Raw genomic sequence first — 12548 nt, 5'->3', positions numbered from 1 at the left:
AGCATATTCAGCTAATGCCGATTGCCCTGGTTAGTCAATAATCGTTCCACAATTACGGGATACCAGGTATGCTCCAGCACCTGTACTTTTTTTGCCAGTGACTCCGGCGTATCGCCTGGTACTATGGCGCAGCGTTCCTGTAAAATGGTAGCGCCATCGTCATATTGTTCGTTCACATAATGAATGGTGATGCCGCTTTCAGGGTCGCCGGCATTAATAACGGCTTCGTGCACAAAATGTCCGTACATACCTTTACCACCGTATTTGGGCAGCAGGGCCGGGTGTATATTAATAATACGGTTGGCAAATGCCTGCACTAAGTTCGCAGGCACCTTCCATAAAAAGCCGGCCAGCACCACCAGGTCTATCTGTTCCCGTTGCAGCAGCTGCACATAATCATCTCCACGGAAAAAAGCCTCTTTTTCTATCAGGATGGCGGGTATGTTCTCTTTTTCTGCTATCCGGAATACACCGGCGTCCGGCTTATTGCACAGGATCAGCGTAACCCTGGCAATGGCGGAGTGCTTAAAATGGTCTATGATCTTTTGGGCGTTGCTGCCCGCTCCTGAAGCAAAAATGGCAATATTTTTCAAAACCTGTGCTGTTTTTTAACCAGCGCAAAGGTAGTGATTATAAATACTCTCCGCAGCCCCGGTAGGTGCTGTCTTTCATTTGCACCTCCACGGAATAGGGATGCATAAAGCCGCTGGCATCATCCATACAGGCCGCGTTGCGGATGGTGAGAATGAATTCCGCTGTTTCGGTTTTGGCAGTATACACCTTCAGCGTATCGGTATTGGGCCGGGCGCGGGGCATGGGTACCCGCAGGGAGTCGCCGTTTGTTATATGAAAGGAAATGGTTTTTTGGTGGTCTATTTCCAGGTTCCAGCCCGGGCGGGTGCCTGCGGCTAAAAAGTCAATGCCGGCCGCGGCCTTTTCCTGCAGGCGGCCACGGTCAATACTTTTTACCGGCCTTAATATATAATTATCTGCCAGGGCGCCGGTAATGGGCTGTCCGTGTTCATTCAGCTGGTACAGGCGGCCGTCCTCAAAACGGAATAGCTGCTTATGCTTCCCGCCCAGGATAATACGCACCAGCGTGTCCTGCTCCATCTGCCAGGTACCGGTGTCAATTACCGGGCGGTTGTTGTTACGGTCGCGGTACACCATCAGCGTTCTGTAATGGTTATCGTCATACAGGCTGATCTGGTAATCAATGCCGGGGCAATCGGCGCAGGGCAGGGTGCCCTGGTAGCTGCCTGCGGGATGAATGTTGCTGTGGGCACTGTCTGTAGCCAGCAGCGCACTGGTATCGGCTGCCGGCTGCCGGGAGCCGGAACCGCAGGCGGAAAATAATATTCCCAGTATGGTGGTAAAAATTAAGGCACGGTATAACATGGGAAGTTTTTTTTAAAGGGGTAGTTTAAAATTACGTCAATTAAAAAATCAATTAAAAATAATTATCGTCTAAAGCACACAACAATTATAAATAGGTCATTCAATAATTGTCATAAGTCATACCATAATATATGCGTAATACCGGATTCATAACAAATAATTTCATTACATGATATTTATCATAAAATTTGCCTTGTAAAGTCCTTATGTATAGAAAAAAGAGTTATAGCTACAACCAAATAATTTTTTATTTGTTGATAAATTGTCAACATTGTGTCTTATTTTTGCTGGCACTTTTAAGAAACTAAGGTCAAATCTAAACTTAATAGGCTGTGTATCGTCGTGTTTCCATTCGTTTGCGCAAGCATTTGGTGAGTGTTCTTATCCTATGCGCGGGTCTTGTACTCTCGGTTTCAACAACAGTTAAAGCAGCAGATCCGGCTAAGGGTAAAGCACTGTTCCAGCAAAATTGCGCATCCTGCCATAATGTTCATAAGCGGGTTACTGGTCCTGCCCTGAAGGGAGTAGAAGAAAGATGGTCTGATAAGAAATTATTGCACCAATGGATTCATAACTCCGCTTCTGTGTTAGCAACAGGTGATCAGTATGCCAACACCCTGTACAACGAATACAACAAGCAGGCCATGCCTGCGTTCCCATCGTTTACAGATGAAGATATTGATAACATCCTGGCTTATATTAAGCAGGAGGGTGATAAAGAAGCCGCTGCTCCTGCGCCTGGCGCTGGCGCCGCAGCTGGCGCAGCTGCACAGGGAGGCGGTGAGGATAACAGCCTGCTGTTCGGCATCGTAACGCTGATCCTGGCTGTGGTAGCCCTGATCCTGATGCAGATCAACAGCAACCTGAATAAGCTGGCTGCCGATAAGGAGGGCGTAGCCACACCGGAACCGGTTCCCTTCTATAAGAATAAGGCTTACATCGCCATTGGCATAGTAGTGCTGTTTATGGTTGGCGGCTACTTCCTGGTACAGGGCGCCATTGGCCTGGGCCGCCAGAAAGGCTACATGCCGGAGCAGCCCATCCACTACTCTCACAAAGTGCACGCAGGCATTAACCAGATCAACTGTTTGTATTGCCACGCCGGTGCTGAAAAGAGCAAGCATGCCATGATCCCTTCTGAAAATATCTGTATGAACTGTCACAAAGCCATTAATGAATACCATGGCCCCGACCTGTACACTGCAGAAGGTAAGAAGATCAACGGTACTGCGGAAATCGCAAAATTATATGACTACATAGGCTGGGATCCGCAAACCCAGAAATATACCAAACCCGGTAAACCTATTGAGTGGACCAGGATCCACGCACTGCCCGACCACGTTTACTTTAACCACTCCCAACACGTGGTGGCCGGTAAGCAGCAATGTCAAACCTGCCATGGTCCTATTCAGGATATGGATGAGGTAAAACAGTTTGCCGAGCTGTCAATGGGTTGGTGTATTAACTGCCACCGCACCACTAAAGTGCAATTTGCAGACAACAAATACTTCAGCATTTTTGAGAAGTTCCACCAGGAAATCAAAGAAGGCAAGATCGACAGTGTAACGGTTGAAATGGCCGGTGGTACTGAATGTCAGAAATGTCACTATTAATAATTGAGGTAATAAATAATAAGAAGCAGGAGATCTGCATTACGCCTTTGAGAGCCTGTCTTCGTTTAATCAATAACAATCACGTAACTCGTAATAAATAACATGGAGCAGAAAAAGTATTGGAAAGGCCTGGAGGAGTTGCATAATACCAAAGCGCATCAGGAAAATGTGAAGAATGAGTTTGGGGAAGAGCTGCCGTTTGATGAGAGTGAGAGCCTGCTGGGCGCTACAACCCCCCGCCGGGACTTCCTGAAATACCTGGGTTTTACTACCGCTGCCGCTACCATAGCTGCCAGTTGTGAAATTCCGGTTAAAAAAGCTATCCCTTACGTTAATAAGCCGGAAGAAATTACGCCCGGCGTTCCTAACTACTATGCTTCTACCTATGCTGTAGACGGTGAATATGTGCCTGTGGTGGTTAAAACCCGTGAAGGCCGTCCCATCAAAATAGAAGGAAATACTTTAAGCTCCGTTACCCGCGGTGCTACTACTGCTAAAGTACAGGGCTCCGTACTGAGCCTTTATGATACTGCCCGTTTACGTTATCCTACCATTAATGGTACAGAAACCACCTGGGCTGAATTGGATAAACAGGTAACCGCAGCCCTGGGCGCACTGGGCGGGCAGCCGGTAGTATTACTGAGCTCCACCATCCTGAGCCCCAGCACTAAAAAGCTGATCGGCGAATTCCTGGCTAAATATCCCAACTCCCGCCATGTAACTTATGATGCGGTATCTTACTCCGGTATGCTGCTGGCCAACGAAGCAGCTTATGGTAAAAGAACGTTGCCTTCTTACCACTTTGAAAATGCAAAAGTGATAGTAAGCCTGGCCGCCGACTTCCTGGGCAACTGGTTAAACCCGGCTGAGTTTAACAAGGCTTATGCCGCTACCCGTAAGATCAACCAGGAAAAGCCGGAAATGAGCAAGCATTTCCAGTTTGAAAGCACCATGAGCCTCACCGGCGCTAATGCTGACGAAAGATATACACATAAACCCTCTGAAACCGGCGCTGTTGCGCTGGCCCTGTTCAGCGCACTGGGCGGCTCTGTTAGCGCGCCGGCCATTGCCGACAAACGTGTGGCCGACGGTATAAAAAAGGCGGCACAGGCGCTGAAAGCCAACCATGGTAAAGCGCTGGTGGTTTCCGGTTCCAATGATGTGAATGTGCAGCTGATCGTAAACGCTATTAACGACATCATAGGCGCTAACGGTACTACCATTGACTGGGCTACCACTTCCAACTACCGCCAGGGTATTGACAGTGATATGGTACAGCTGGTGAAAGACCTGAATGCCGGCAGCGTAGGCGCTTTGCTGGTATACGGCGTAAACCCTGTATATGATTATTTTGATGGCAAACAGTTTGCCGAAGGTTTAAAGAAAGCCAAACTCACCGTTACTTTCAACGACCGCAAGGATGAAACTTCTGAGCTGTGCAAATATGCCGCGCCTGACCATCACTTCCTGGAAAGCTGGGGCGATGCAGAAGGCAAAACCGGCTACTTCAGCTTTACACAGCCTACCATTGCACCGCTGTTCAAAACCCGTGCAATACAAGATACGCTGCTCGCCTGGAGCGGTAACGCGTCTACTAATTGGGTAAACTACCTGAAGAATGAGTGGATGGGTAAGCTGGGCGGACAGGAAGCCTGGGATAAAACACTGCAGGATGGTGTAATAGAGCCCGCAACCGCGCCTGCCCTGGCCGGCGCTACCTTTGCAGGTGATATTGCCTATGCTGCCTCCAAAATCAACAGCGCTAAAAAAGGCGGCGCCCTGGAGCTGGTGCTGTATGAAAAAGTAGCTATCGGTAACGGTAAGCTGGCTAACAACCCCTGGCTGCAGGAAATGCCCGACCCCATTACCCGCGCTACCTGGGATAACTACATTTGCATCTCCAATACCCGTGCGAAACAATTTGGTGAAGAGCTGGGCGATGACTACGAAATTCACGCAGGCAAGAAAGTGCTGAGAGTGAAAGTGAACGGCAGGCAAATAGAGCTGCCCCTGCTGATCGTGCCAGGCATGCATCCCGATGTGATAGCCATTGCCGTTGGTTATGGCCGTAACATGAATGCGGGTAAAGCCGCCGGTGGTGTGGGTCAGAATGCTTATCCGCTGGTAAGCTATAATGGCCAAACCTTTGATTACTTTGCTCCGGATGCAGCTATAGAAGCTACCGGTGCCAAATATGACCTGGGCTTAACACAGCAGCATAACAGCTACGAAGGCCGTCCTATCATCAAGGAAACTACCCTGGAAGAGTTCATCAAGAACCCGAAAGAGGTAAATGAGGACCGCGAAGAGCTGGAAAAATATGGTAAAGATTACCGTGCAGACGGTACCTTATATCCTAACTATTCTTATCCCGGCATTAAATGGGGTATGTCTATAGACCTGAACTCCTGCACTGGCTGCGGCGCATGTACCATAGCCTGCCAGGCCGAGAACAACGTTTCTGTAGTAGGTAAGGAGCAGGTGATCAAGGCGCATGAAATGCACTGGATCCGTATTGACCGTTACTTCAGCGGCGACGAGAACAACCCGGAAGTAATATTCCAGCCTATGCTGTGCCAGCACTGCGATAATGCGCCGTGTGAGAACGTTTGTCCGGTGGCTGCTACCATGCACAGCTCCGAAGGTCTTAACCAGATGGCGTATAACCGTTGTATCGGTACCCGCTACTGCGCCAACAACTGCCCGTATAAAGTACGCCGCTTCAACTGGCGCGACTGGAACGGTGCTGACAGCTTTGACAACAACCTGTACGACGTTTCCGATATGAACGATAACCTGACCCGTATGGTGCTGAACCCCGATGTGGTGGTACGCAGCCGCGGTGTAATGGAAAAATGTTCTTTCTGCGTACAACGCCTGCAGGATGCCAAGCTGGCTGCCAAGAAAGCCGGCCGCCCCATGAAGGATGGCGAAGCTAAAACTGCCTGCCAGCAGGCCTGCCCCACAGATGCGATTGTATTCGGCAATGTAAATGATAAAGAAAGCCGTGTATCTAAGATCCGGAATGAAGAGCAGACGGAAAGGCTGTATTATGTATTGGAAGAGCTGCACACGCTGCCTTCTGTAAACTACCTGGCTAAGGTCCGTAACAAAGAAGTTGTGGAAAAAGAAGGTAGGCTCAAAGAAGAGCATCATGCATAACAGCAGCTTCCGGGCCTGGCCCGGAGCTGGTAACTGACAACGATTGAGAACTGGGAGATAAATCATAACAAAGACAAGGGCTGCTAGCAGCAACTAACAGCTAAAAGCTTTACGAACTATGCATTTAAAGTACGAATCCACACTGAGAGAACCTTTAGTTGATGGGGTAAAGGATTATCATAAGGTAACGGAAGATATTATCGGCCCCATTGAGCGCAAACCGGGTAAATTGTGGTACATAGGCCTTGGCATAGCGCTCACGTTACTGGCGTTTGGGGTATTTTCTGTAACCTGGGAAGTTTATTATGGTATTGGGGTGTGGAATCTGAATAAAACCGTTGGTTGGGGTTGGGATATTACCAACTTCGTGTGGTGGGTAGGTATCGGTCACGCCGGTACGCTTATCTCCGCCATCCTGCTGCTGTTCCGCCAGGGATGGCGCACCGGGGTGAACCGCGCTGCGGAAGCCATGACCATCTTTGCGGTAATGTGCGCCGGCCAGTTCCCCATCTTTCACATGGGCCGTGTGTGGATGGCCTTCTTTGTACTGCCTTATCCGAATACCCGTGGCCCGGTATGGGTAAACTTTAACTCTCCGCTGCTGTGGGACGTATTCGCAATCTCTACTTACTTCACCGTATCACTGCTGTTCTGGTATTCAGGTCTGATACCTGACCTGGCAACAGTACGCGACAGGGCCAAGACCAAGTTCCGTAAAATGTTTTACGGTATGACCTCCTTCGGCTGGACTGGTTCCACCAAACACTGGCAGCGTCATGAATCCCTTTCACTGGTGCTCGCCGGCTTGTCTACACCACTGGTACTGTCTGTACACACCATCGTATCTTTTGACTTTGCTACTTCAGTAATACCAGGCTGGCATACTACCATCTTCCCGCCCTACTTTGTGGCTGGTGCAATCTTCTCGGGGTTTGCGATGGTGCAAACGCTGCTGATCATTACCCGCAAGGTGTTAGGCCTGGAGGATTATATCACAGTCGGCCACATGGACGCGATGAACAAGGTAATTGTGCTTACCGGCTCTATTGTGGGCTGCGCCTACCTGACAGAGCTTTTCATGGCGTGGTATTCAGGCGTTGAATATGAATTTGCAGAGTTTTACAGGTACCGCGCCGCAGGTCCTCTTGGCTGGTCTTACTATATTATGATGACCTGTAACGTGGTTACGCCCCAGGTGTTCTGGTTCCGGAAAATGAGAAGGAACGTAATGGTAACTTTCATCCTGTCTATCCTCGTGAATATAGGTATGTGGTTTGAACGTTTTGTGATCATTTGTACCTCACTGTACCGCGACTACCTGCCGTCCAGCTGGGTATACTATAGCCCGGCCTGGCCCGAAGTAGGGTTCTACCTGGGTACGTTCGGTTTGTTCTTTACCTGCTATTTCTTGTTCGCCAAATACTTCCCGGTAATTGCCGTCGCGGAAATCAAGCACGTGCTGAAAACATCCGGTGAAAGCTTTAAGAACGAGATGACGAAGTACGAGCAGGAAAGCCCGGAAAAGTTTGCGCATGATGTAGCGCATTCACACTAAGCAGGCAGGCAGCAGGCCATAATGCACGCTGCCGGCCGGTAACTAAAAAGTTAGCATAATTTAGACTCTGAATTTTTTAAATATGGCTGCAAAAAAATTTGTTGTAGGTTGTTTTGACGATGAGGCGGTGCTGTTTCCGGCAGTAAAGAAGGTACGTGCCGCCGGGTACAAAATCCATGACGTTTATACGCCGTTCCCGGTGCATGGCCTGGACCATGCCATGGGTCTGCGCGAAACCAGCCTGCATACCGCCGGCTTCATTTATGGTATTACCGGTACTACTACAGCGCTGTCTTTCATGAGCTGGGTATTTACCTCAGATTGGCCTATGAACATAGGCGGTAAGCCGCACTTTTCGCTGCCGGCTTTCATACCTATTACCTTTGAGCTGACCGTATTGTTCTCGGCAGTAGGCATGATGCTCACTTTTTGCTACCTGTGCCAGCTGGCGCCCGGTGTGAAAAAACATGTGTTCCATCCGCGCCAGACAGACGATAAGTTTGTAATGGCGATAGAGATCACCAGCAAAACCAGCGCTGAGGATGTAAAGAACTTCCTTGGCAGCGTGGGTGCCCATGAAATTCATGAGCAGATTGCAGAAACCGGATGGTGGTATGGCCGTTTTGACAAAGAAACCCGCTTGTTCGAAGAGCGCACTACTCCGCAGAACGCATAATGCCGATAGACGAGAATAACATGCAGGTGAAAACCGCAAGGCGCCACCTGACTAATAATAAGACGAAGAATACTATTTAATACAATAATGAAAAGGACTTCCAACATATTAGTAGCAGCTGCTTTGGCAGGCGGAGCTTTACTGGCGGCCTGTAACACAGGAGAACATCACAGAAAGCCCGGCAGGATCTATATGCCAGATATGTATGAATCCCGTGCGTATGAGTTCTATAACGAGCGGCTGGCCAGCATGAAGCCGGTAGATGGTACTGTAAAAAGAGGAGAGCTGTTGCCCTATCACCTGAAGGCAGAAGATACGGCACAGGCCAATCTTACCAAGAACCCGCTGACCATTAGCGCGGCTGATGTAAAGGAGGGACAGCGTTTATTTAATATCTATTGCGCTATCTGCCACGGTACAGCCCTGGATGGTAACGGCCCCCTGTACAAAGGCGGCGACGGCCCATACCCGGCAGCGCCGGCAAACCTGGTAAGCGGACCTAAATCAGCTTACACAGAAGGCCGCCTGTTTCACGTAATGACCTATGGTTATAACGCCATGGGTAGCTATGCCAGCCAGCTGGATCGTGAACAGCGCTGGAAAATAGCCGCTTACATCAAAACCATGCAGCCCGGCGGTTCCAAACCGGCAGCAGATACCGCAGCAGCACCGGCCGCAGGCGCCGCTGCGCCGGCAGACAGCACGGCAGCTAAATAGGATTATTATCCTCCTAAGGAAGTAAAAGATATAGTGACTCGAATAAAAATTTTCAAATGAAGGACCAATTTGTAGTACCGGCAAAATTAAAAACGACCAGCTTCGTGTTAATGGGCATTGGCGTACTCACCTTATTGATCGGATTAGTGGCCATGGGCGGCGAGCATGCTTCCGGCCGTTTTTGGGGAGGCATCCTGCAAAACAGTAGCTTTTTCCTGTTGTCAGCACTGGCAGGCGGTACATTTTTCATAGCTGCCACCACCCTGGCGCATGGTGGCTGGCAAATTGCCTTCCGCCGCGTTCCTGAAGCTATTTCCATGGCAGTGCCTGTACTCGGAGGAGTGCTGTTTGTGGTATTAATGATATTGCTTTTTGGTGAAAAGGAACAGGTGTATCATTGGGCCAGCCCTGAAGTGGTGAAGCACGATGCTATACTGCAGGGAAAATCTGCGTTCCTGGGTAAACCGTTTTTTACAATTGCTACCTTAATCACACTTGGGCTGTGGATACTTTTTACTATCAGGCTGCGCAGGATGTCCCTGGAAGAAGATACCTGGGATCTGAGCCCTGAATCCGGCCGCCGCATTCTTTGGAGGAATACGGTATGGTGCGGTGGGTTCATCGTAATATATACTTTAAGCGTAGGTTCTACCACGCCCTGGCTGTGGCTGATGAGCGTAGACCCTCACTGGTACTCTACCCTGTATAGCTGGTATACCTTTGCCAGCACCTGGGAAACCGGCCTGGCCATCATAACGCTGTTCGTGATTTACCTGAAGCGCAATGGTTACCTTTCTATGGTAAATGAAGAGCACCTGCATGACCTGGGTAAATTCATATTTGCATTCAGCATTTTCTGGACCTACCTGTGGTTTGCCCAGTATATGCTTACCTGGTATGCCAACATCCCGGAAGAAACCGTTTACTTCCAGCCCCGCGTTTGGGGACAGTTCCGCCCCGTGTTCTTCCTGAACCTGATCGTAAACTTTGTGTTGCCAATACTGTTGCTGATGAAACGCGATACCAAGCGTAATTATACTGCAGTAACCTATATGGCCTTATTGACTATATTTGGCCACTGGCTGGATTTCTTCCAGATGATAGCCCCCGCCACCTCCAAAGACCTGCATTTCCCGTGGTATGAGCTGGGAGTAGGGCTGGGCTTCGCAGGATTGCTGATATTCGTGGTGGCTAACCAGCTGTCAAAAGCTTCGCTGGTGCCCAGGAATCACCCTTACCTGAAAGAAAGTATTGTACACCACACCTGATCAAAAGGAAGTGAAACCGTAACAACGTAAAGCATTAGATAACTTAATTATTTCAAATAGCAATGTCAGGTTTTTTAGCAGTCTTAGTTGTTGTGCTCATATTCGTGGTCATCTTCCAGATTGCGAAGGCGAGTGAATATGTGTCCATTTTGAAAGGGGAAAAGAAGGCCCGCCAGCAGAACAACCGCATAAACGGCTTTTTGCTGATCGCTTTCCTGGTGCTGGGCCTCATTGGCGTATATTACTGCAATGAGCTGTTGAAAGGAAAGATATTAACATTAGGCGATGCCGCATCCGAGCAGGGCGACTCCATTGACAATATGATCGTATGGACGCTGGTAATCACAGGTATTGTGTTTGTAATTACACAGGTGCTCCTGTTCTGGTTCGCATTCAAATACCAGGAAAAAGAAGGTAAGCCCGCTTTTTATTTCCCGCACAATAACAAGCTGGAAGTGATCTGGACCGTGATCCCCGCCATTGCACTGACCATACTGGTAGCCATTGGCTTACGCCACTGGTTCCGCATTACCTCTGATGCGCCTAAAGACGCAATGGTGGTGGAAATTACCGGTAAGCAGTTCAACTGGCTGATCCGCTACCCGGGTAAAGATGGGCAGCTGGGCAGCAAGTATTTCAAAAATATCAATGATGCTACCAACCCTGTTGGGCAGGATTGGGATGATGACCTGAACAAGGACGACTTTATGGCTACAGAAATGCACCTGGTAGTAGGTAAGCCGGTGAAGCTGATCATTGGTTCCCGTGACGTGGTGCATGACGTAGGCCTGTCGCACTTCCGCCTGAAAATGGACGCTGTGCCTGGTATTCCTACCACGTTGTGGTTTACGCCTAAGTATACCACTGCGCAGATGAAGGAAAAAACCGGTAACCCGGATTTTGTATACGAAATTTCCTGCGATCAGATGTGCGGCGCCGGTCACTACTCCATGAAAGCCAATATAGTAGTGGAAACCCAACAGGAGTTTGACGCCTGGACCGCCAAACAGAAATCACAGTATGAGCTGGCCCATGCAGCACAAGGCTCCGGCGCACCTGCACAGCCGCAGGCGCCGAAGGACAGCACTGCCCAGAAAGGCGTGGCGGCAGCTTTTTAATTCACTAAATTTGTGAACAGCATTATTATTTAAGACATAACATAAGATACTTCCAAATAGATCCGATTATGAGTAACGAAGCAACCCTGCACAGTCATCAGGAGGTAACGCACGGCGCAGCGGCGCATGACCATGGCAACGGGCATGATCACCATCATGAAGACAGCTTCATATCGAAGTACGTTTTCAGCCTGGATCATAAAATGATAGCCAAGCAATTCCTGATCACCGGTATGATCTGGGCGATCATTGGCGCTGGTTTTTCAGTATTGTTCCGTTTACAGCTGGCTTTCCCGGACTCTACCTTCCCATTCCTGGAGTCTATCCTGGGCCACTGGGCTAAAGGCGGCCGTATTTCACCGGAGGCTTATTATGCCCTGGTAACCATGCACGGTACCATCCTGATATTCTTTGTATTGACGGCAGGCTTGTCGGGCACCTTCTCTAACCTGCTGATACCGTTGCAGTTGGGTGCGCGTGATATGGCTTCTCCCTTCATGAATATGCTGAGCTACTGGTTCTTCTTCCTGGCCAGCATTGTAATGACCTGCTCCCTGTTTGTACAAACAGGTCCGGCTTCCGGCGGTTGGACCGCTTATCCTCCGCTGAGCGCCCTGGGCGATGCTTCTATCGGTTCTAAAATAGGTATGGACCTCTGGCTTACCAGCATGGCGCTGTTTGTAGTGTCACAGCTGTTAGGCGGTTTGAACTATATTTCCACCATCCTGAACATGCGTACCAAAGGTATGAGCATGACCAAGATGCCGCTGACGATCTGGGCATTCTTCTTCACTGCTGTATTAGGGGTGTTATCCTTCCCGGTACTGCTGTCAGGCTTTATCCTGCTGCTGTTCGACCGTCATGCAGGCACCAGCTTTTACCTGAGCGATCTTTTCGTTGCCGGTAAGGCGCTTTCCAACGAAGGCGGTAGCGCCATCCTGTACCAGCACTTGTTCTGGTTCCTGGGGCACCCCGAAGTGTATATCGTGATCCTGCCGGCCATGGGTATAGTATCTGAGGTGCTGGCGGTGAACTCCCGTA

The 12548-nt window shown here is 49.5% G+C and carries 10 protein-coding genes; 8 read left to right on the top strand and 2 right to left on the bottom strand.

Features of this window, described 5'->3' with window-relative positions; translation table 11 throughout:
- Positions 1-11 precede the first annotated feature (11 nt).
- Positions 12-593: a phosphoribosylglycinamide formyltransferase gene (gene purN / locus VFS25_RS22155; RefSeq protein ID WP_326464364.1), complete on the bottom strand. Its 582-nt coding sequence runs from the start codon at positions 591-593 to the stop codon at positions 12-14.
- 37 nt (positions 594-630) lie between these two features.
- Entirely contained in the window at positions 631-1398 is a 768-nt protein-coding gene (locus VFS25_RS22150) for a copper resistance protein NlpE N-terminal domain-containing protein (RefSeq protein WP_326464363.1), read from the bottom strand.
- Positions 1399-1730: 332 nt separating this feature from the next.
- On the opposite strand from VFS25_RS22150, the gene VFS25_RS22145 reads away from it, so the two are divergent.
- From VFS25_RS22145 to VFS25_RS22110, 8 genes are all read left to right on the top strand, one after another.
- Positions 1731-3011, top strand: coding sequence for a c-type cytochrome (locus tag VFS25_RS22145; protein WP_414647785.1), 1281 nt, complete (start codon positions 1731-1733; stop codon positions 3009-3011).
- Positions 3012-3113: 102 nt separating this feature from the next.
- Entirely contained in the window at positions 3114-6173 is a 3060-nt protein-coding gene (locus tag VFS25_RS22140; RefSeq protein ID WP_326464362.1) for a TAT-variant-translocated molybdopterin oxidoreductase, read from the top strand.
- A 118-nt stretch (positions 6174-6291) separates the two neighbouring features.
- Entirely contained in the window at positions 6292-7728 is a 1437-nt protein-coding gene (gene nrfD, locus VFS25_RS22135; RefSeq protein ID WP_326464361.1) for an NrfD/PsrC family molybdoenzyme membrane anchor subunit, read from the top strand.
- Between the two features lie 82 nt (positions 7729-7810).
- The gene (locus tag VFS25_RS22130; protein WP_326464360.1) at positions 7811-8404 is read left to right on the top strand and encodes a DUF3341 domain-containing protein; all 594 of its coding nucleotides are present in this window, start codon (positions 7811-7813) and stop codon (positions 8402-8404) included.
- Positions 8405-8491: 87 nt separating this feature from the next.
- Positions 8492-9121 (top strand): cytochrome c, encoded by a 630-nt coding sequence (locus VFS25_RS22125; RefSeq protein WP_326464359.1) that lies wholly within the window; start codon positions 8492-8494, stop codon positions 9119-9121.
- 56 nt (positions 9122-9177) lie between these two features.
- The gene (locus tag VFS25_RS22120; protein WP_326464358.1) at positions 9178-10389 is read left to right on the top strand and encodes a quinol:cytochrome C oxidoreductase; all 1212 of its coding nucleotides are present in this window, start codon (positions 9178-9180) and stop codon (positions 10387-10389) included.
- 62 nt (positions 10390-10451) lie between these two features.
- Positions 10452-11507 carry a cytochrome c oxidase subunit II gene (locus tag VFS25_RS22115; RefSeq protein WP_326464357.1) on the top strand — a complete coding sequence of 352 codons (1056 nt, stop codon included), beginning with the start codon at positions 10452-10454 and terminating at the stop codon, positions 11505-11507.
- Between the two features lie 68 nt (positions 11508-11575).
- Positions 11576-12548, top strand: a 973-nt coding sequence (locus VFS25_RS22110) for a cytochrome c oxidase subunit I (RefSeq protein WP_326464356.1), incomplete at its 3' end; no start/stop codon positions are given.

This window comes from Chitinophaga sp. (assembly GCF_035761305.1).
GTDB lineage: Bacteria > Bacteroidota > Bacteroidia > Chitinophagales > Chitinophagaceae > Chitinophaga.
Note: the sequence above shows the minus strand (reverse complement) of the source record. Positions and strands in the feature narration are given on the sequence as shown.

Excerpts from the sequence above, each read along its gene's own strand:
- VFS25_RS22150 (WP_326464363.1), bottom strand. The coding sequence starts at position 1,398 with ATGTTATACCGTGCCTTAATTTTTACCACCATACTGGGAATATTATTT.
- VFS25_RS22140 (WP_326464362.1), top strand. The coding sequence starts at position 3,114 with ATGGAGCAGAAAAAGTATTGGAAAGGCCTGGAGGAGTTGCATAATACC.
- nrfD (WP_326464361.1), top strand. The coding sequence starts at position 6,292 with ATGCATTTAAAGTACGAATCCACACTGAGAGAACCTTTAGTTGATGGG.
- VFS25_RS22130 (WP_326464360.1), top strand. The coding sequence starts at position 7,811 with ATGGCTGCAAAAAAATTTGTTGTAGGTTGTTTTGACGATGAGGCGGTG.
- VFS25_RS22125 (WP_326464359.1), top strand. The coding sequence starts at position 8,492 with ATGAAAAGGACTTCCAACATATTAGTAGCAGCTGCTTTGGCAGGCGGA.
- VFS25_RS22120 (WP_326464358.1), top strand. The coding sequence starts at position 9,178 with ATGAAGGACCAATTTGTAGTACCGGCAAAATTAAAAACGACCAGCTTC.
- VFS25_RS22115 (WP_326464357.1), top strand. The coding sequence starts at position 10,452 with ATGTCAGGTTTTTTAGCAGTCTTAGTTGTTGTGCTCATATTCGTGGTC.